We start from the raw sequence: 20,192 nt of genomic DNA, 5'->3' as shown, positions 1-20,192 counted from the left end.
AACGGCTCGCCTTCGATAGCAGAGGCCAGGCCGGCAACCAATCGCGGTGCATCCGACTTGTAACGGTCATGCGTGCCCCATATGTTTTCGCCCCGGGGGCAGTCAGCGGCGAGCGCTCGCCGAACCAGAGGCCAAAGGAGAGCACCATGGGTCTACTCGACGTCCTCAATGGCATGCAGAACGGCCCGCGCGGCCCGAGCACACCGAGCTCCGAGAAATCCTCCGGCGGCATGTCGCCGATGACCATGGCGCTGCTCGGCCTGCTCGCCTGGAAGGCGTTCAAGCATTTGACGGCAGGCCAGCAGCCCGGCGCGGCGCCTGCCCCGCAGCCGCGGTCGCCGCTGCCGCCTCCGACGCAGGCGAATGCGGGCGGCCCCGGCGGCGGTCTCGGCGATTTGCTCAAAGGTGGCCTCGGCGGCCTGCTTGCGGGCGGCGCGGCCGGCACCGTGCTCAGCGGTGGGCTCGGCGATCTCCTCAACCAGCTCCAGCAGAGCGGCCAGGGCGAAGCTGCGAATTCCTGGGTCGGCAGGGGCGAGAACAAACCGATCGCGCCCGGCGATCTCGCCAGCGCACTCGGCGCCGACCAGATCGACAGCCTGTCCGCCCAGAGCGGCCTGTCACGCGAGGAACTGCTCTCCGGCCTCAGCCAATATCTGCCGCAGGTGGTCGACCATCTGACGCCGGACGGACGGCTGCCGACCGAGAACGAAATCTCGGGCCGAATCTGAAGTTCTTGGTCTGAGCATGATCCATTCGGAGAACCGCGACACACTTCTTCGGATCATGCTCGAAGCGTTCTCGGGAAGGGGAGCACACTCATGAGCATGGGCGGCCTGTTGTGGATCATCGTCGTCGGCTTCGTCGCCGGCCTTATCGCGCGCTGGCTGGCGCCGGGGCCGAATAATCCGAGCGGCTTCATCCTCACAACCATCCTCGGCATCGCCGGCGCATTTCTGGCGACCTTCCTCGGCCAGGCCATCGGCCATTACAGCCCCGACCAGGGCGCCGGCTTCATCATGGCCACGATCGGCGCCGTGGTGGTGCTGTTCATCTGGCACCGGCTGGTGGCGAGCGGCGTGATCAAGGGGTAGCGGCGCTGGAAGTAGGCACGCCGTCGCTCCGCACTCGTCATTGCGAGGAGCGCTTGCGACGAAGCAATCCAGGCCGTTTCCGCGGAGGGATTCTGGATTGCTTCGCTGCGCTCGCAATGACGAGCTAGGTAATCAAATGCATCCCCGCATCCATGCGCACGACCTCGCCGGTCATGTTGCTGGAGGCCGGCATCGCCAGGAAGCAGACGAGTTGCGCGATGTCTTCTGCGCGCGAGGCGACCTTCAGCGGCACCTTTGCGACAACGCTATCGCGCACCTGTTTGGCCCCTGCCTCGCCGCGGCCCTTGGTGAACCAGGGCGTGTCGATATAGCCGGGGCATACCGTGTTGACACGGATCAGCGGCGCCAGCGCACGCGACAGCGACAAGGTCATGGTGTTGAGTGCGCCTTTGCTCGCGGCGTACGCGATCGACGAGCCGACACCGCTGATGCCGGCGACCGAGGACACGTTGACCACCGCGGAAGGCCGTCCCGAAGCCTTCGCGCCCGCCTCGAGCAGGCTGCGCGCCGCGCGCACCATCTGGAATGGACCGATGGTGTTGACGCCGTAGACCCGCTGGAAATCCTCCGCCGACAATCCGTCGAGATCGGCGTGAGCGACATGCTTGGTGGTGCCGGCATTGTTGACGAGCACGTCGAGCCGGCCCCATCCGCTGGCTGCCGCGACGATCTTGCGGCAATCCTCATCCCTGGAAACGTCGCCCTGCGCGACCAGGACCTCCGCCGCGCCGGCCTTGCGGCAGAGGTCGGCCGTGGCCTCGGCTTCCTTCTGGCTCGACGAATAGTTGATGACGAGCCGCGCCCCGCTCCGCGCGAAAATCTCCGCGGTCGCCGCGCCGAGGCCGGACGCCGATCCCGTCACGATTGCGCACAGACTGTCCTTTGCCATCCCGAATTCCTTCCCCTGTTCTGACGTTGGCGTCCTCTTTAGCGAGTTTGCCGCGCCCTGCAAATCGAGCAAACTCCGCTAAGCGGAATTAGCCTCCTGTTGGCCCTTGCGCCCATGCCCACGCCGCAGGTTGACCTGCGGTCAACGCTTGTCAGGGCCATGGCTTTTTCCGATCTTCGGGCGCAAGAAGAGAGCGCGCACCCGCCTACGGAACGGGACGCGCCAATGGCAAGACACGGGGAACGCTGTGGCGGAGAGTGACAATATCGTCGTCGAGACCGCGGAGAAAATCTTCGCCGATCTCGCCGATCCGCAAACCATCAACAACGACAAGAAGGATTCGTGGCAGGCGCCGCTGTGGCGGGCGCTGAGCGAGGCCGGCCTTCCATTGTCCTGGGTGCCCGATGATCTCGGCGGCTCCGGCGCGAGCCTTGCCGATGGCTTTGCGCTGCTGAACGCCGCCGGCCGTTTCGCGGTCGCGGTGCCTCTGGCCGAGACCATGCTGGCGGGGTGGCTGCTGGCGCAGGCCAGGATCGCCTCGCCCGAAGGCGAGATGACGGTGCTGCCGGCTTCGCCGAAGGACCGCATCAGCCTCGATGCCGATGGCGCGCTCTCCGGCCGTGCCCGCGGCGTGCCGTTCGCGAAGACAGCGAAGCACTTCGCGGTGCTGGCGCATGGCAAGGACGGTGTTTCCATCGCACTGGTCGATGCGGCCAAGGCGCGGATCGAGGCCGGCCTCAATGTCGGCTACGACCACAGCGACATCGTGACGCTCGACAAGGTCCAGCCCATCATCATCAAACCCGCGCCGAAGGGCTGCGACCAGACCACGTTGATGCTGATGGGCGGCGTCGCTCGCAGCCTTCAGATCGCCGGTGCATTGGAATCGATGCTCGATATCTCCGTGCGCTATTCCAACGAGCGCGTCGCCTTCGAGAAGAAGATTTCGAAATTCCAGGCGGTGCAACACAATCTCGCGCGCCTTGCCGGCGAGTCCGCCGCGGCGCTTGCGGCGGCGACGTCGGCCGCCGACGCGATCGCCAACGCAATATCCTTCAACGACGAGGTCTATCTCGAAGCCGCCTCCGCCAAGATCCGCTGCGCGGAAGCCGCCGAGAAAGGCGGCAGCATCGCCCATCAGGTCCACGGCGCGATCGGCTTCACCATGGAGCATATCCTGCACCGCTATTCGCTGCGCGCGCTGGCCTGGCGCGACGATTTCGGCTCGGAAAGCTACTGGGCCGTCGAGCTCGGCAGGCTGGTCGCGAACCGCGGCGCCGACGAATTGTGGCCGCTCGTGGCGTCGCGCTGATCAGGAGACGAGACAACAATGACCGCTGCCCTCCGTTTCGATCCGATCCGCCTGCCGGAGAAGTGCGAACAGCTGCGCAAGGAGGTGCGCGCCTTCCTCGCCGAGGAAATCGCCGCCGGCACCTTCGATCCGCACAAGCCCAACCGCGAGGACACCGACGCGCCGGAATTTTCCCGCCGGGTCGGCGCCAAGGGCTGGCTGGGGATGACCTGGCCGAAGAAATATGGCGGCCAGGAACGCTCCTTCCTCGAACGCTACGTCGTGACCGAGGAGATGCGCGTCGCCAACGCGCCGACTCGGCGCTTCTTCGTCGCCGACCGCCAGAGCGGGCCGGTGCTGCTGAAATACGCGCCCGAGCACATCAAGATGGAGATCCTGCCGCGCATCTGCCGCGGCGAGATCTGCTTCGCCATCGGCATGAGCGAGCCGAACTCCGGCTCCGACCTGTTTGCGGCGAAGACGCGCGCGACCAGGACCGACGGCGGCTATCTCATCAACGGCACCAAGATCTGGACCTCGTCGGCACACATCGCCGACTACATGATCGCGATCTTCCGGACCTCGCCGCCGACCAAGGAGAACCGCCGCCACGGCCTGACGCAGTTCCTGGTCAAGATGAAGCAGCCGGGCATCAAGGTGAGCCCGATCGGCCAGATCACCGGACAGTACGAATTCAACGAGGTCGTCTTCACCGACCACTTCATTCCCGACGATCACGTGCTCGGCGAGGTCGACGGCGCCTGGAAGCAGGCCACCTCGGAGCTCGCCTACGAGCGCTCGGGCCCCGAGCGCTTCCTCGAAACCTATTACGTGCTGACCGAGCTGGTGCGCGCAGTCGGTCCCAATCCGGACACGCGCAGCGCCGAGGGCATCGGCCGGCTGGTGGCGCAACTCCACACCATGCGGCGCATGTCGGTCTCGGTTGCCGGCATGCTGGAAGCCGGCAAGGAGCCGGTGGTCGAAGCGTCCATCGTCAAGGACATCGGCACGGTCTGGGAGCAGCAGCTTCCGCACCGCGTGCGCGATCTCGCCGCCTTCGTCGAGGAGACCGCGAGCAACCGCGAGACGCTGGAGCGGCAGCTCGACTTCGCCATCAAGACCGCCCCGAAACTCACCATTCAGGGCGGCACCACCGAGGTGCTGCGCGGCATCATCGCCCGCGGACTTGGCTTGCGCTAAGCTGATGGGATCGGACCTGTCTCCTCGCGCTCCGTCAACCTCTCCCATCGGGAGAGGTCGGCGCGTAGCGCCGGGTGAGGGGTTAGGGTCCCACGATAGAGGAGCTGATCCCCTCACCCGATTTGCTGGCGCAAATCGACCTCTCCAATGGGAGAGGTGATTCTTCGCTACTGAGATACTGGAGATTAGAAATGAGCACCTACAAGGATATCGGCGTCGAGAAGGTCGGGCATGTCGGCACCATCGAGATCCGCCGCCCGCCGCTGAACTTCTTCGACATATCGCTGATCAACCAGATCGCGGATGCGCTGGAAGAGTTCGATCGCGACATCGAGATCCGCGCTTCCGTGCTCTCAGCGCAGGGCAAGGCGTTCTGCGCCGGCGCCAATTTCGGCGATCCGGCGCGGCAGGCGCAGGAGGCGCGCGAAGCCGACAAGAAGGGCGATCCGGCCGACAGCCTCGGCCCGATCAACCATCTCTACATCCAGGCGGTGCGCATCTTCCGCGCCAAGAAGCCGATCGTTGCCGCCGTTCAGGGCGCGGCCATCGGCGGCGGACTCGGGCTCGCGGTGTCGGCCGATTTCCGCGTCGCCTGCCCCGAGGCGCGCTTCTCCGCGAACTTCACCAAACTCGGCTTTCATCCCGGCTTCGGCCTGACCGTGACGTTGCCCGAGCTGATCGGCAAGAACAACGCCGAGCTGATGTTCTACACCAGCCGCCGCGTCACCGGCGAGGAGGCCTACAAGTGGGGCCTCGCCAACGAGCTGGTGCCGCAGGACCAGGTGAAATCGGCCGCGATGAAGCTCGCCGGCGAGATCGCCGAATGCTCCCCGCTCGGCCTGCTCTCCACCCGCGCCACCATGCGCGCCGGCCTCGCCGACCGCGTCATGGCCGCGACCAACCACGAGCTCGCCGAGCAGACCAGATTGCGCGCGACGGAAGACTTCAAGGAAGGTGTGAAGGCGACAGAAGAGCGGCGCGCGGCGAATTTCAAGGGAAGGTGATTGCGGCGATGCCGTAGGATGGGCAAAGGCGCGTAAGCGCCGTGCCTACCATTGTGCTCCCAATGAGAAGAGGCGTGGGCACGCTTCCGCCGTCGCTCTTCGAGCTATGGCGGACAAGTCGCTTTGCCCACCCTACGCTTCGCTGCGCACTTTTCCGGATCTTGCTCTTGTTCTACACCCCCGTATCTCCTCGCGGCCGTCTCGAACCGTCATCCTGAGGTGCGAACAGCACGGTGCATAGCGCCGTGCTGAGAGCCTCGAAGGATGAACGGCCGGGCCAGTGGCCGTCGCCCTTCGAGGCTCGCCGAAGAGGCGAGCACCTCAGGGTGACGGATAACGAATAGGATCAGCTCACGCGAAACGTCACCCCGCCCAGCAAGAACTCATTCCCCGCGACCGCGTGCCCCTTCGCTCGCGCGGCATGCAGCACGCGTGCGACGTCGGTCACCCGAAACTCCAGCGCGCTCATGATCTCGCTGGCGCCCTTCACGAAGCGGAAGGTCGCGTTGGGCAGCTTCAACGCGAAGCCATCAGCCGCAACTCCGATGATCTTCCCCCAGTGCTCCGCCAGCCCCTGCGGGTCCGGGCTCTGCATCTCCACGGCCGTCAGCGCCTGCGTCACATCCTTGCGAATGAATTTCTGCCAGTCCGGCCCCGCCGGCGGATAGGGGCCCAGAATGTCGTCGCTGCCTTCGGTGTGGTTGAACTCGATGAAGGCGGCGCGGCAGTCGCGCGGGTGGAGCTGCACGCCGTGATAGGGCGCATGGTCGATGACGTTGGCGGTGCGCACACCGAGCGCGTTGGCGTTGCGGCCGCGCTCGTCCGGATCGTTGCAGCAGAAGATCGCCATATAGCCGCCGCGGCCGCCGGTCTTCTCGATGAAGCGGCCGGCCGTGGTGCCGTCCTTGAAGGGCGCCACCACCTCGAGCAAGATCGTGTCGACCGGGAGCAGCGCGTTCTCCAGGCCGTATTTGGCGACATTGCCGTCCCGATAGCAGACGGAAAGGCCCATGATCTCCGCGATGTCGGAAACGACGGGCGCGAGCTGCGGCGCGACCAGGCAGATCTGCCGCAGCCGCATATAGGGCGCCATGGTCATGCGCCCTTGAATGTGGGTTTACGCTTCTCGACGAAGGCCTTGGCGGCCTCCTTGTGGTCCTCGGTGTCGCCGCAGCGGGTGTGATGGATCGCCTCGCCGTCGAAGCAATCCTCCAGCGCCAGATGCTCGGCATTGTTGATGTTGCGCTTGATGAAGCCGAGCGCGATCGACGGGCCTTGCGCCAGCGATAGCGCGAGCTCGTGCGCGGCGGCATCGATCTCGGCGTCGGGCACGACCCTGGTCACCATGCCGATCGCATGCGCTTCCCTGGCCGTGAGCACCGGCGACATCAGGTAGAGCTCACGCGCCCGCGCGCTGCCGAGCAGTTGCGTCAGGAAATAGGTCCCGCCGTAATCGCCGGAGAATCCGACCTTGGCAAAGGCGGTGGTGATCTTGCAGGATTCGGAGGCGATGCGCAGGTCGCAGGACAGCGCCATCGACAGGCCCGCGCCGGCCGCGGCGCCATCGAGCTGCGCCACCACGGGCTTGGGCATCTGATGCAGGATGCGCGAGACCTCCATGCCGCGGCGCAGATTCGCAAGCTTCTGCTCGAACGGCAGCGGTGCGCGGCCTGCTGCCATCGACTTGACGTCGCCACCGACGCAGAAGGAGCCGCCCGCGCCCTTGAACAGCACCGCCCGTACCTCCGGATCATCAGCCGCGCGCCGCGCCGCTTCGACCAGCCCGGCGACCATCTCTGGATTGAGCGCGTTCTTCCGCTCCGGCCGGTTCATCGTGATGGTGAGCAGCCCGCCTTCGAGCTTCTGCAGGACCATGTCGTTGCTCACAGGACGTCTCCCTTGTTGTTGCTTTGCTCCGTCGTTCCGGGCTCGCGCAGCGAGAACCCCGGTGCGCGATTGCGCACCTGAGAACCTCGAGATCCCGGGCTCGCGCTCACGCGCGCCCCGGGATGACGCTTCGCGTCACTTCTTCACCAGCGGGCAGCGCGACTGCTCCAGTGACTGGAACGCCTCGTTGCCGGGGACGGTGGCGAGCAGCTTGTAGTCGTCCCAGCGGCCCTTGGACTCCGACGGCTTCTTCACCTCGAACAAATACATGTCGTGGATCATGCGGCCGTCCTCGCGGATCTTGCCATTCTTGGCGAAGAAGTCGTTGATCGGCGTCTCCTTCATCACCTTGATCACCGCCGCGGCGTCGGTCGTGCCGGCTGCCTTCACGGCTTTCAGGTAATGGGTGACGGAAGAATAGACGCCGGCCTGCGCCGAGGTCGGCACCCGCTTGGTACGCTCCATGAAGCGCTTCGAGAAGGCGCGCGTGTCGTCGTTGAGGTCCCAGTAGAACGCCTCGGCCAACAACAGGCCCTGCGCGGTCTCGAGCCCGATCGAATCGATATCGGAGACGAAGGCGAGCAGCGGCGAGACCTTCTGGCCGCCCTTGGTGATGCCGAACTCGGCCGCCTGCTTGATCGCGTTGACGGTGTCGCCGCCGGCATTGGCGAGCCCGATGACTTTGGCTTTGGAGGCCTGGGCCTGCAGCAGGAACGAGGAGAAATCCGACGTGTTGAGCGGATGGCGCACGCTGCCGAGCACCTTCCCGCCGGTCTTGGTCACGACGCTGCCGGTGTCCTTCTCCAGGTCCTGGCCGAAAGCGTAATCGGCGGTGAGGAAGAACCAGGTGTCGAGACCCGACTTCACGGCCGCAAGGCCGGTCACGTTGGCCTGGCCGTAGGTGTCGAACACGTAGTGCACGGTGTAGGGACCGCAGGCCTCGTTGGTGAGACGGATCGAGCCCGGGCCATTGAAGATGATGATCTTGTTGCGCGCTTTCGCGATCTCGCCGGCAGCAAGCGCGGTCGCGGAGGCCGCGACGTCGTAGATCATCTCGACGCCCTGGTTGTCGAGCATGTCGCGGGCGATGTTGGCGGAGAGATCCGCCTTGTTGAGATGGTCGGCCGCCAGCACCTGGATCTTGCGCCCCAGCACCTCGCCACCGAAATCCTCGACGGCCATTTTGGCCGCAGTCTCGCTGCCGGGACCGGTGATGTCGGCATACAGGCTCGACATGTCGAGGATTCCGCCGATCTTCAGCGGCGGCTTGTCCTGAGCCTGCGCGGCGCTTGCACTCAAGGCAAAAGCGGCGGCAAAAATGCCAGGCAAAAGTCTCTTCATCGAAAACGATCTCCCTTTATCGCGCCGTACTCTGATGGCGGCTTGGTTATTGCTCTTGGCTATAGCTGTTCGCTATCGCTATTGCCGCAATCCTGCCGCATGCGCAACAGCGCAGCAAGCGCGCGGGCGTTGAGAGCACACGATTGCCGTGCGCGTTTTCCGCAAAGCGGAATGGTGAGATGCGGAAATGCGCCTCCGCGCCGTCATTGTGAGGAAGACTCTTCGCGGCTCACGACGCTTGAGTTATGATCCGCCCGCAACGCAACCTCTCCGGGTCACGTGACGCGACTGCTTCATCTCATCGTCGCATGTCTTCTCGTCGCGAGAAGCGCCGCGCTCGCCAATCCGTGCCAGTTCGAATCCCAATCCCAAGACGAAGGCCGCGTTGCCGCGATCGTCGATGCGCGCAGCGTGCGTCTCGACGACGGCCGCGAAATTCGCCTTAGCGGGATCGAGCCGACGGCGACGACGAAGCAGGCGCTGACATCGCTGCTCGCCGGCCGCGACGTCATACTCCGCGGTGCTGACGACACGCCCGATCGCTACGGCCGCCAAGGGGCGCTGGTCTTCATCGGCGGAAGCGACACCCCGGTGCAGGCCACGCTGCTCGCCCAGGGCAGCGCCATGGTCTCTGCCGAGATCGCGGACAAGGACTGCGCGGCCTCCCTGATGGCGTCAGAAGCCGCGGCACGGCGCCAAAAAATGGGCAGCTGGGCTGACCTGTCGGCCATAAAAAACGCGGAAAGTCCGGACGATATTTTGGCGGAGATCGGGCGCTTTACGGTGGTCGAGGGCAAAGTCCTGTCGGTCCGGCAAGCTGGGGCAACGACCTACCTCAACTTTGGACGGAACTGGACACGTGGCTTTGCCGTGACTATTTCAAAGCGCACGCTGCCGGCGTTCGAAGGCGCCGGTATCAGCCTTAAGTCCCTGGAGAATCGGCGTATTCGAGTTCGGGGCTGGGTTGAGGGGAGTACGGGGCCGCGCATCGATGTGCGACTCGTGGGGCAGGTCGAGTTGCTGGGCGCAAACGAGCCGACAGGGGTAAGGCCTTAAGATCAGGCCAGGCACGGGTTAAGCGACGTGGATGGGGTGCTAGAACGGCACGTACGGGTTGAACGCCGCCGCCTGCGGGCGGCGCCGGCCGCGCTGTGCCTTGTTCTGGGCACGGCTGTTCTCGCCGGTTGCGGCGATATGGGCCGGTTCCAGACCGCGGCGGCCCCGGCGACCGTCATGATGCCGAAGCCGAAGCCCGCCGTGGCGCAAACCCCCGCCACCGAGAAGGAGCACGAGCGCATCCTGGCGAGCTATGGCGGCACCTATGACGATCCCAGGCTCGAGGCGCTGGTCAGCAAGACCGTCGACCGGCTGGTCGCGGCTTCCGACCGCCCCGATCAGGGCTACAAGGTCACCATCCTCAATTCCGGCGCGGTGAACGCGTTCGCGCTGCCGAACGGCCAGCTCTATGTCACGCGCGGCCTGCTCGCGCTCGCCAGCGACACCTCCGAATTGTCTTCCGTGCTCAGCCACGAGATGGCGCATGTGCTGTCCAAGCACGCCGCGATGCGCGAGGACCAGGCCCGCCAGGCCGCGATCGTCACCCGCGTCGTCACCGACATGAGCAACGATCCCGATCTCACCGCGCTTGCGCTGGCCAAGACCAAGCTCACCATGGCGAGTTTCTCGCGCAAGCAGGAGATCGAGGCCGACGGCATCGGGGTCGGCATTTCCGCCAAGGCACATTTCGATCCCTATGGCGCGGCGCGCTTCCTCTCGGCGATGGAGCGCAATGCCGAGCTGAAGGCCGGCAAGAGCTCGCTCGATCCGCGCGCGCAGGATTTCACTTCGTCGCATCCGGCAACCCCGGAACGCGTGCAGAACGCGCAGAATATCGCGCGGCAATACACGGCGCCGGAGGGCGCCGAGCGCGACCGCGAAAGCTATCTCGCCGCGATCGACAACCTCGTCTATGGCGAAGATCCCAGCGAAGGCTTCGTCCGCGGCCGGCGTTTCCTGCATCCGAAGCTCGGCTTCACCTTCCAGGCGCCGGACAATTTCACGCTCGACAACACCGCGCAGGCCGTGATCGGCGTGCGCGAGGGCGGCGCGCAGGCGATGCGCTTCGACGTGGTGCGCGTGCCGGCCGAACAGTCGCTCGGCGACTACCTGAATTCGGGCTGGATGGAAGGCGTCGAGAAGGCGTCGACCGAGGATCTCACGATCAACGGGTTTCCGGCAGCGTCCGCCACCGCCAAGGGCGATCAGTGGCAGTTCAAGGTCTATGCGCTGCGCTTCGGCAGCGACGTCTATCGCTTCATCTTCGCGACACGGCAGAAGTCGACCGAGAGCGAGCGCAACGCGCGCGAGACCGTCAACTCGTTCCGTCGCCTGACTCTCGAAGAGATTCAGGCCGCGCGCCCGCTGCGCATCAAGGTCATCACCGTGCAGCCCGGCGATACCGTGGAATCGCTCTCCCACCGCATGGCCGGCGTCGATCATCCCGCCGAGCGCTTCCGCGTGCTGAACGGCCTCGATCGCACCGCGCAGGTGAAGGTGCGCGATCGCGTGAAGATCGTGGCGGATTGACCCGCACCAAGCTGCACCAGCTGTAGGGTAGGCAAAGCGGAGCGTGCCCACCATTCTCCGTCGCAATCGCTGAAGGAATGGTGGGCACGGCGCTACGCGCCTTTGCCCACCCTGCAGCTCCCCCCGTTGAAGCCGGATGGCTATGCGTTGCTGGCCTTGCCGCCCGCGTCCATGTCGCCGGCCTCGCGCTGGCCGCTGAGCCAGAGCGCGAGCAGGGTCCAGAACGCGCCCGAGAGCAGATACGCACCCGAAGCGATGACGCCGAGATTGGTGGCGAGCAGCAGCGCCACCAGCGGGGCAAAGCCGGCGCCGAACAGCCATGCCATGTCCGAGGTCAATGCCGAAGCCGTGTAGCGGTATGTCTGCCGGAAGTTCGAGGCGATCGCGCCGGAGGACTGGCCGAAGGACAGGCCGAGCAGGATGAAGCCGATCACCATGTAGATGGTCTCTCCGAACGCGCCGGCATCGAGCAGCTGCGGGGCAAAGCCGCTATAGATCGCGATCGCGATCGCCGATCCCATCAGCAGCGATTTGCGGCCGACGCGGTCGGCGATGATGCCGGAGATCACGATCGCGGCGACACCGAACATGGCGGCGACGATCTCGATGATCAGGAAGCGCACCGGGCTCTCGCGGGTGAACAGGAACACCCAGGACAGCGGAAACACCGTGACCATGTGGAACAGCGCGAAGCTCGCCAGCGGCGCGAATGCGCCGAGCATGATGTTCTGGCCTTCGCGCGCGACGGTCTCGGAGATGCGCGAGGGCTGCAATTCGCGGGTCTCGAACAGCGTGGCGTATTCTTCCGTCGTCACCATGCGCAGGCGCGCGAACAGCGCCACGACGTTGATGGCGAAGGCGACGAAGAACGGATAGCGCCAGCCCCAATCGAAGAAATCATCCGCGGAAAGATTGCCGGCGAAATAGGCGAACAGCGCGCTCGCCACGATCAGTCCGAGCGGGGCGCCGAGCTGCGGCACCATCGCGTACCAGCCGCGCTGGGAGGACGGGGCGTTCAGCGCCAGCAGCGAAGCCATGCCGTCCCAGGCGCCGCCCCAGGCCAGACCCTGCGCGATGCGCGCCAGCGCCAGCAGCCAGATCGCGGCGACGCCGATCTCGTGATAGCCGGGCAGGAACGCGAGCGCCACGGTGGCGGTGCCGAGCAGGAAGAGAGCCGAGATCAGCTTTGCCGTCTTGCCGTAGGCACGGTCGATCGTCATGAAAATGACGGTGCCGATCGGCCGGGCCATGAAGGCCAGCGCGAAGATCATGAACGAATAAAGGGTGCCGGTCAGTTCGCTCGCGAACGGAAACACCAGGCGCGGGAACACGATCACCGAAGCGATCGCGAAGACGAAGAAGTCGAAGAATTCCGAGGTGCGGCCGATGATGACGCCGATAGCGATCTCGCCGGGACTGGCCTGGTCGTGGCCGTGCTCGCCCGTGTGGAGGTCTGCCATTGCGGGGGTCTGTGCCGTCGCCATTCGTGCGCCCTTAACGTCCTGAAAACCAAAGCCGACCGCCCGGCCGAAGGCCAGGCAATCCGGTTCTGTCTGTCCCAACATTCTGCACTGCAACATTGGACAAATTGTCCAATGTCCGGATTGTTGCGTCGCAGCTACCCGTTGCCCCCGCAAAGGAAACTCATTCTCAAAGGCTCGGCCCGTGTCTCGTCTCAAGATCCTGGCGCTACTACCCCTGGCAGCTGCGCTCAGCGGCTGCAACTACGTCGTGCTGGCGCCAGCCGGCGACATCGCTGCCCAGCAGCGCGACCTCGTCATCATCTCCACCGTCCTGATGCTCCTGATCGTCCTGCCCGTGATGGCGCTGACGGCGCTGTTCGCCTGGCGCTACCGCCAGTCCAACACGGCCGCTCGCTACGAGCCGGAATGGGACCACTCGACCAAGCTCGAGCTGGTGATCTGGTCGGCGCCGCTGCTGATCATCGTCTGCCTGGGCGCGCTGACCTGGATGGGCACGCATCTGCTAGATCCGTACCGCACGCTCGGCCGCATTCATGCCGACCGCGCCGTGGACCAGTCCAAGGCCCCGCTCGAGGTCGATGTCGTCGCGCTCGACTGGAAGTGGCTCTTCATCTATCCGGGCTACGGCATTGCGACCGTCAACGAGTTGGCGGCGCCCGTCGATCGTCCGATCAACTTCCGCATCACCGCCTCCTCGGTGATGAACTCGTTCTACATCCCCGCGCTCGCCGGCCAGATCTACGCAATGCCGGGCATGGAGACCAAGCTCCACGCCGTCGTCAACCACCCCGGCACCTACAAGGGGTTCTCGGCGAATTACAGCGGCGCCGGCTTCTCCGGCATGCACTTCAACTTCAAGGGCCTCGACGACAAGGGCTTTGACGCCTGGATCGCCAGCGCCAAGTCGGCCGGCGGCGCGCTCGGCCGCGCCGAATATCTCCAGCTCGAAAAGCCCAGCCAGAACGAGCCGGTGCGGCGCTGGGGCACCGTCGATGCCGATCTCTACCGCCTGATCCTCAACATGTGCGTGGAGACCGGCAAGATGTGCCAGAGCGAGATGATGGCGATCGACGCCAAGGGCGGCGCCGGCCATCAGGGCCTGAACAACACGCTGCCGCTGGCCTACGACAAATACGCCCGCCGCGGCACCGCGCTTGGGCCGGAGCCGAGCTTCGTCGCCGGCACCTGCACGCCGGATGCGCCGCAGGGCAAGACCACCGCCTCGATCACGGCCCCGACCGACACCATGCCGCTCATCGGCGCCGGCCTGAAGCGGCCGTCGTTCACGCCGCTCAAGTCCTCGTCCTTCTTCCTCGGACAGCGTCCGAAGTCAGACTCCTAATAGAGATCCAGCATGTCTCCTGATTTTCTCAAGCTCATCTTCGGCCGGCTCACCTTCGAGTCACTGCCGCTGCACGAGCCGATCGTCGTCGGCACTTTCGTGGTGGTCGCGCTCGGCGGCGCGGCGCTGCTCGGCGGCCTCACCTACTTCCGTCTCTGGGGTTATCTCTGGCGCGAGTGGTTCACCACGGTGGACCACAAGCGCATCGGCATCATGTACATGATCCTCGGCATCGTGATGCTGCTGCGCGGCTTCGCCGATGCGCTGATGATGCGCGGCCAGCAGATGCTCGCCTTTGGCGGCTCCGAAGGCTATCTCAACGCCCATCACTACGACCAGGTCTTCACCGCCCACGGCGTGATCATGATCTTCTTCGTGGCGATGCCGCTGGTCACGGGCCTGATGAACTATGTCGTGCCGCTCCAGATCGGCGCACGCGACGTGTCGTTCCCGTTCCTGAACAATTTCAGCTTCTGGATGACGGTCGGCGGCGCGGTGCTGGTGATGGCCTCGCTGTTCATCGGCGAATTCGCCCGCACCGGCTGGCTGGCCTATCCGCCGCTCTCGAACATCGGCTACAGTCCCGATGTCGGCGTCGACTATTACATCTGGGCGCTGCAGGTCGCCGGTGTCGGAACGACGCTATCCGGCATCAATCTGATCTGCACCATCGTCAAGCTGCGCTGCCCCGGCATGACGATGATGAAGATGCCGGTGTTCACCTGGACCTCGCTCTGCACCAACGTCCTGATCGTCGCCTCCTTCCCCGTCCTGACCGTCGTGCTCGCGCTGCTCTCGCTCGACCGCTACGTCGGAACCAACTTCTTCACGAACGATTTCGGCGGCAGCCCGATGATGTACGTGAACCTGATCTGGATCTGGGGCCACCCCGAGGTCTACATCCTGGTTCTCCCCGCCTTCGGCATCTTCTCCGAGGTCACCTCGACCTTCTCGGGCAAGCGGCTGTTCGGCTACACCTCCATGGTCTACGCCACGGTCGTCATCACCATCCTGTCGTACCTGGTGTGGTTGCACCATTTCTTCACGATGGGTTCGGGCGCCAGCGTCAATTCGTTCTTCGGCATCACCACGATGATCATCTCGATCCCGACGGGCGCGAAGATGTTCAACTGGCTGTTCACGATGTATCGCGGCCGCATCCGCTACGAACTGCCGATGATGTGGACGATCGCCTTCATGCTGACCTTCGTGATCGGCGGCATGACCGGCGTTCTGCTCGCGGTGCCGCCGGCCGACTTCGTCCTGCACAACAGCCTGTTCCTGATCGCGCATTTCCACAACGTGATCATCGGCGGCGTGGTGTTCGGCGCGTTCGCCGGTATCAACTACTGGTTCCCGAAGGCGTTCGGTTTCAAGCTCGATCCGTTCTGGGGCAAGATGTCGTTCTGGTTCTGGGTCACCGGCTTCTACCTCGCCTTCATGCCGCTCTACGTGCTCGGCCTGATGGGCGTGACCCGCCGCCTGCGCGTGTTCGAAGACCCCTCGCTTCAGATCTGGTTCGTCATCGCCGCGATCGGTGCCCTCTTCATCTTCATCGGCATCCTCTCCATGCTGATGCAGTTCGCGGTCAGCCTGCTCAAGCGCGAGCAGCTCAAGGACGTCACCGGCGATCCCTGGGACGCGCGCACGCTGGAATGGGCGACCTCCTCGCCCCCGCCGGACTACAACTTCGCCTTCACCCCCGTCGTTCACGACAATGACGCGTGGTGGGACATGAAGAGGCGCGGCTATCAGCGTCCGCTCACCGGGTTCAAGCCGATCCACATGCCGAGCAGCACCGGCACCGGCATCATCCTCGCCGGCTTCGCCACCGCGATGGGTTTCGGCCTGATCTGGTACATGTGGTGGCTGGCGGCTGCGAGCTTCATCGCGATGCTCGCCGTCGGGATCGGCCATACCTTCAACTATCACCGCGACTTCGACATTCCGGCTGAAGACATCATCCGGACGGAGGACGCGCGCACCAAACTGCTCGCCGGAGCCAAGTAAATGACTGTCGCTGTCAATCCCTCGCAAACCGGCGAGCCGGTGTTCTATCTCGCCGACGAACATCCGCATCCGGAAGGCTGGAGCACCGCGCTCGGCTTCTGGATCTACCTGATGAGCGACTGTCTCATCTTCGCGATCCTGTTCGCCACCTACGGCGTGCTCGGCGGCAATTATGCCGCCGGCCCCGCCCCGAAGGACCTGTTCGACCTGAACCTGGTCGCGGTGAACACCTCGATGCTGCTGCTGTCGTCGATCACCTATGGCTTTGCCATGCTGACGATGCAGCAGAACAAGGTCGCCCAGACCCAGATGTGGCTGGCGATCACCGGCCTGTTCGGCCTTGCCTTCATCGGCATCGAGCTCACCGAGTTCGCCCACATGATCCACGAGGGCGCCACGCCGCAGCGCAGCGCCTTCCTGTCGGCCTTCTTCACCCTGGTCGGCACCCACGGCCTGCACGTCTCGTGCGGCCTGATCTGGCTCGTGACGCTGATGGTGCAGGTCCAGAAGTTCGGCCTGATCGAGGCCAACCGCCGCCGCCTGATGTGCCTGTCGATGTTCTGGCACTTCCTCGACGTGGTCTGGATCGGCGTCTTCACCTTCGTCTATCTCCTGGGAGTTCTGCGATGAACACCGATACCCACGCCGCCCATGCGGACCATCATCACCACGGCGACGGCCACGCCCACGGCACGTTCTCGACCTATCTGCTCGGCTTCGTGCTCTCGGTGGTGCTCACCGCGATCCCGTTCTGGCTGGTGATGAGCGGGGCGCTTCCGAGCAAGCAGATCACCGCGCTGGTCATCATGGCCTTCGCGGTCGTGCAGATCGTCGTGCACATGATCTACTTCCTGCACATGAACACGGCCTCCGAGAACGGCTGGAGCATGATGGCGCTGATCTTCACCATCGTGATGGTGGTGATCGCGCTGTCCGGTTCGCTGTGGGTGATGAGCCACCTCAACAGCAACATGATGCCGGTGCATCAGATGCCGGGAATGAACTAAGCGAGACTCCGAAGTGAGCAAGACCCGGACCGTGACGAGCAAGCCAGGGGGGACGCGCAGCGAGGCTGTGCGTGCCCCTTCCTTGGGGCTCACGGCGCTCTTGCTCATCGCCTTTGCAATTCTCGTCGCGCTCGGAGTTTGGCAGATCGAACGCCGGGCCTGGAAGCTGGCGCTGATCGACCGCGTCGAGCAGCGCGTTCATGCCCCGGCGCAGCCGGTTCCCTCGCCCACGTCATGGCCCACCATCAGCGCCGCGAACGACGAATACAGGCACGTCAGCGTCAGCGGCCGTTTCCTGCATGACCGCGAGACTCTGGTTCAGGCCGTCACCGAGGAAGGCCCCGGCTATTGGGTGCTGACGCCGCTGAAGCGCAGCGACGGCACGCTGGTGCTGATCAATCGAGGCTTCGTGCCATCCGAGCGGCGCGACGCGTCGACGCGCAGGGGCGGCAATCCCGACGGTCAGGTCGAGATCACCGGCCTGATCCGCATGACGGAGCCGAAGGGCGGATTTCTCCGGGACAACGCGCCCCAGCACAACCGCTGGTACTCACGCGACGTCGCCGCGATTGCGGCGGAACGCGGCCTTCACGACGTCGCACCCTTCTTCGTCGATGCCGACGCCGGATCACAAATCGCCGGCGGTCCGATCGGCGGATTGACCGTGATCCGCTTTCCCAATAACCACCTGATCTACGCGCTGACGTGGTTTGCCCTGGCTTTCATGCTGGCCGGTAAACTCTTCGTCACATTCGGCGGCGGGCTGTTCCGCCGCAAGCGCTTCGTCCACGAAACGGCCGGCGGCTCCGATGCCATCGCCCGAAGGACGGGATCAGATGCTGGAACGATCGTCGAGCCGACCTGACGACGGGAAAACGCTTTCCCAGACGCTTGCGCGTGACGGGCTCGCCGTCACGCTGCAGTCGCAGGCCGATGCGCGCAGCGAGTTGATCGGCAGCGCTCCGACCGACGACGAGACCAACCGCAAGAACATGGCGCTGTTGATCCAGCTGCGCTGGACCGCTGTGGTCGGCCAGATCGTGACCATCGGCGCCGTGCATTTTGGTCTGGGCATCCCCCTCCCATTGGAGCGGATGGCCGCGGTCATCGGCGCGCTGGTGCTGCTCAACGTCTCCAGCCTGGTCTGGGTGCGCCATCGCGCCGCGATCACCAACAACGAGCTTCTGGTCGCCCTGATGCTGGACGTCGCCGCGCTGACCGCGCAGCTCTATTTGTCCGGCGGCGCCACCAATCCCTTCACCTCGCTGTTCCTGCTCCAGGTGACGCTGGGCGCGGTGCTGCTTGATGCCCGCTCGACCTGGTCGCTGGTCGCGCTGACCTGTGCGAGCTTCGTCTGGCTGACATTGGCCTACCGGCCGCTCGACCTGCCGCCTAATCCGCTGAGCGAGACCTACACCCTCACCGTAACAGGCATGCTGCTCGGCTTCGTCCTCAACGCCGTGCTGCTGGTGGTGTTCGTCACCCGCATCAACAGGAATTTGCGCCAGCGCGATGCGCATCTGGCGGCGCTGCGTCAGCATGCCGCCGAGCAGGACCACATCGTGCGCATGGGCCTGCTCGCCTCCGGCGCGGCACATGAGCTCGGCACGCCGCTCGCCTCGCTCTCGGTGATCCTCAGCGACTGGCGTCGCATGCCGGATCTCGCCGCCGATCCGGAGCTTGCCGAGGATCTTGCGGAGATGGAGACATCGCTGCAACGCTGCAAATCGATCGTCACGGGGATCCTGGTGTCGGCGGGCGAAGCGCGCGGCGAAGGCTCCTCGCCGACGACGGTGACGGCCTTCGTCACGGCACTGGTCGAAGAGTGGCGCAACGCGCGCTCGGCGCGCACGCTGTACTTCGTCAACACGTTCGGCGAGGACGTCGCGATCGTCTCCGACGTCGCGTTGAAGCAGGTGATCTTCAACGTGCTCGACAATGCCTATGAGGTCTCGCGCGACTGGGTCGAGCTCGTGGCCGAGCGCGAAGGCGACAATCTGGTGCTGTCGATCAGCGACCGCGGCCCGGGTTTTGCGCCGGAGATGCTGGCGCAGCTCGGCAAGCCCTACCACTCGAGCAAGGGACGCGCCGGCGGCGGGCTCGGCCTGTTCCTGGTGGTGAATGTCGTACGCAAATTGGGAGGCACCGTGACCGCCGAGAACCACAGGAAGCGCGGCGCCACGGTGCGCCTGACGTTGCCGCTCGCAACGCTCGCGATCGGAGGGAATTTTGACGCCTGACCGCTCCCTCATCGTCGTCGAGGACGACGCCGGCTTCGCCCGCACGCTGAAGCGCTCCTTCGAGCGCCGCGGCTACGAGGTCGTGCTCGCCGCCTCGATCGAGGAGGTGCGCCAGGTGCTGGAGCAACGCTCCTTCGGCCACGCCGTGGTCGACCTCAAGCTCGGCGGCGCCTCGGGCCTTGCCTGCGTCGAGCTCTTGCACACGCATGATCCGGACATGCTGATCGTGGTGTTGACCGGCTTTGCCAGCATCTCCACCGCCGTCGAAGCGATCAAGCTGGGCGCATGCCACTATCTGGCAAAGCCGTCGAACACCGATGACATCGAAGCCGCCTTCAACAAGGCCGAAGGCAACGCCGAGGTCGCGCTCGATGCGCGGCCGACCTCGATCAAGACGCTGGAATGGGAGCGCATCCACCAGACCCTGATCGAGACGGAGTTCAACATCTCGGAAGCGGCTCGACGGCTGGGCATGCACCGGCGGACGCTGGCAAGGAAGCTCGAGAAGCGGCCGGTGAAATGATGCAGCGAGAACGTAGCACGCGTAGGTGGTGAGGTAGGACCTGCAGATGCGCAAAGCGCATCTGCTCGTTGTAACCCACCACTTCTTTCGATGCGGACACAGACGTTGGCGGGTTACGCGGTGCGATTGTGCTTCGCACGATCGCACGGCTAAAGCATGATGGAGTCAGGCTCGATCGGCGCGGGCGATTACCTCTCCCCGACGGGGAGAGGTGATCGGAGCTCTCCGTACGCATCGACTCAACCAAGACACTTTCCGCTTCAACCCAGCCTACCA

At 65.0% G+C, this 20,192-nt stretch carries 19 protein-coding genes; 14 read left to right on the top strand and 5 right to left on the bottom strand.

The features are described 5' to 3' along the window. Positions 1 to 146: 146 nt before the first annotated feature. Positions 147 to 728, top strand: a complete 582-nt coding sequence (locus FJV43_RS20330; RefSeq protein ID WP_239620259.1) for a YidB family protein — start codon at positions 147 to 149, stop codon at positions 726 to 728. 90 nt (positions 729 to 818) lie between these two features. Continuing rightward, on the top strand, positions 819 to 1,091 hold the full coding sequence (locus FJV43_RS20325) for a GlsB/YeaQ/YmgE family stress response membrane protein (protein WP_239620257.1): 273 nt from the start codon (positions 819 to 821) through the stop codon (positions 1,089 to 1,091). A 124-nt stretch (positions 1,092 to 1,215) separates the two neighbouring features. Here the strand turns inward: FJV43_RS20325 and FJV43_RS20320 are convergent, their stop codons facing one another. After that, positions 1,216 to 2,001, bottom strand: coding sequence for an SDR family oxidoreductase (locus tag FJV43_RS20320; RefSeq protein WP_239620255.1), 786 nt, complete (start codon positions 1,999 to 2,001; stop codon positions 1,216 to 1,218). Between the two features lie 247 nt (positions 2,002 to 2,248). On the opposite strand from FJV43_RS20320, the gene FJV43_RS20315 reads away from it, so the two are divergent. The 3 genes from FJV43_RS20315 (at position 2,249) to FJV43_RS20305 (ending at position 5,496) form a co-directional block, all read left to right on the top strand. Continuing rightward, entirely contained in the window at positions 2,249 to 3,313 is a 1,065-nt protein-coding gene (locus tag FJV43_RS20315; RefSeq protein WP_239620254.1) for an acyl-CoA dehydrogenase family protein, read from the top strand. Positions 3,314 to 3,331: 18 nt separating this feature from the next. Next, entirely contained in the window at positions 3,332 to 4,492 is a 1,161-nt protein-coding gene (locus FJV43_RS20310; RefSeq protein ID WP_239620252.1) for an acyl-CoA dehydrogenase family protein, read from the top strand. 191 nt (positions 4,493 to 4,683) lie between these two features. Next, entirely contained in the window at positions 4,684 to 5,496 is an 813-nt protein-coding gene (locus FJV43_RS20305; RefSeq protein ID WP_239620250.1) for an enoyl-CoA hydratase/isomerase family protein, read from the top strand. Positions 5,497 to 5,842: 346 nt separating this feature from the next. On the opposite strand, the gene FJV43_RS20300 is transcribed toward FJV43_RS20305, so the two are convergent. From FJV43_RS20300 to FJV43_RS20290, 3 genes are all read right to left on the bottom strand, one after another. Beyond that, positions 5,843 to 6,589 carry a hypothetical protein gene (locus FJV43_RS20300; protein ID WP_239629521.1) on the bottom strand — a complete coding sequence of 249 codons (747 nt, stop codon included), beginning with the start codon at positions 6,587 to 6,589 and terminating at the stop codon, positions 5,843 to 5,845. A gap of 2 nt (positions 6,590 to 6,591) precedes the next feature. Then, complete coding sequence (locus FJV43_RS20295; RefSeq protein WP_239620248.1) at positions 6,592 to 7,383, bottom strand: enoyl-CoA hydratase; 792 nt, start codon at positions 7,381 to 7,383, stop codon at positions 6,592 to 6,594. A 135-nt stretch (positions 7,384 to 7,518) separates the two neighbouring features. Continuing rightward, the gene (locus FJV43_RS20290; protein ID WP_239620246.1) at positions 7,519 to 8,724 is read right to left on the bottom strand and encodes an ABC transporter substrate-binding protein; all 1,206 of its coding nucleotides are present in this window, start codon (positions 8,722 to 8,724) and stop codon (positions 7,519 to 7,521) included. 279 nt (positions 8,725 to 9,003) lie between these two features. On the opposite strand from FJV43_RS20290, the gene FJV43_RS20285 reads away from it, so the two are divergent. Together FJV43_RS20285 and FJV43_RS20280 are read left to right on the top strand one after the other, a co-directional pair. Beyond that, positions 9,004 to 9,780 carry a thermonuclease family protein gene (locus tag FJV43_RS20285; protein WP_239620244.1) on the top strand — a complete coding sequence of 259 codons (777 nt, stop codon included), beginning with the start codon at positions 9,004 to 9,006 and terminating at the stop codon, positions 9,778 to 9,780. Between the two features lie 138 nt (positions 9,781 to 9,918). Next, complete coding sequence (locus FJV43_RS20280) at positions 9,919 to 11,310, top strand: M48 family metalloprotease (protein ID WP_239629519.1); 1,392 nt, start codon at positions 9,919 to 9,921, stop codon at positions 11,308 to 11,310. Positions 11,311 to 11,450: 140 nt separating this feature from the next. Here FJV43_RS20280 and FJV43_RS20275 read toward each other — a convergent pair whose 3' ends face one another. Then, entirely contained in the window at positions 11,451 to 12,794 is a 1,344-nt protein-coding gene (locus tag FJV43_RS20275; protein WP_239629517.1) for an MFS transporter, read from the bottom strand. 181 nt (positions 12,795 to 12,975) lie between these two features. On the opposite strand from FJV43_RS20275, the gene cyoA reads away from it, so the two are divergent. From cyoA to FJV43_RS20240, 7 genes are read left to right on the top strand one after another with little or no spacing between them, the layout of a single operon-like run. Then, entirely contained in the window at positions 12,976 to 14,136 is a 1,161-nt protein-coding gene (cyoA, locus tag FJV43_RS20270; RefSeq protein ID WP_239620243.1) for a ubiquinol oxidase subunit II, read from the top strand. A gap of 12 nt (positions 14,137 to 14,148) precedes the next feature. Then, positions 14,149 to 16,146, top strand: coding sequence for a cytochrome o ubiquinol oxidase subunit I (cyoB, locus tag FJV43_RS20265; protein WP_239620241.1), 1,998 nt, complete (start codon positions 14,149 to 14,151; stop codon positions 16,144 to 16,146). Then, entirely contained in the window at positions 16,147 to 16,776 is a 630-nt protein-coding gene (cyoC, locus tag FJV43_RS20260) for a cytochrome o ubiquinol oxidase subunit III (RefSeq protein ID WP_239620239.1), read from the top strand. Further along, positions 16,773 to 17,153 (top strand): cytochrome o ubiquinol oxidase subunit IV, encoded by a 381-nt coding sequence (cyoD, locus tag FJV43_RS20255; RefSeq protein ID WP_239620238.1) that lies wholly within the window; start codon positions 16,773 to 16,775, stop codon positions 17,151 to 17,153. Before cyoC ends, cyoD begins: the two co-directional genes overlap by 4 nt. 13 nt (positions 17,154 to 17,166) lie before the next feature. Further along, positions 17,167 to 18,018, top strand: a complete 852-nt coding sequence (locus FJV43_RS20250) for an SURF1 family protein (RefSeq protein ID WP_239620236.1) — start codon at positions 17,167 to 17,169, stop codon at positions 18,016 to 18,018. Then, positions 17,990 to 19,393: an ATP-binding protein gene (locus FJV43_RS20245; RefSeq protein WP_239620235.1), complete on the top strand. Its 1,404-nt coding sequence runs from the start codon at positions 17,990 to 17,992 to the stop codon at positions 19,391 to 19,393. The genes FJV43_RS20250 and FJV43_RS20245 overlap by 29 nt, the downstream gene beginning before the upstream one ends. Next, positions 19,383 to 19,916, top strand: coding sequence for a response regulator transcription factor (locus tag FJV43_RS20240; protein ID WP_124162758.1), 534 nt, complete (start codon positions 19,383 to 19,385; stop codon positions 19,914 to 19,916). The genes FJV43_RS20245 and FJV43_RS20240 overlap by 11 nt, the downstream gene beginning before the upstream one ends. Positions 19,917 to 20,192: the final 276 nt, after the last annotated feature.

This window comes from Bradyrhizobium sp. I71, from assembly GCF_022354745.1.
GTDB classification, from domain to species: domain Bacteria; phylum Pseudomonadota; class Alphaproteobacteria; order Rhizobiales; family Xanthobacteraceae; genus Bradyrhizobium; species Bradyrhizobium liaoningense.
Note: the sequence above shows the minus strand (reverse complement) of the source record. Positions and strands in the feature narration are given on the sequence as shown.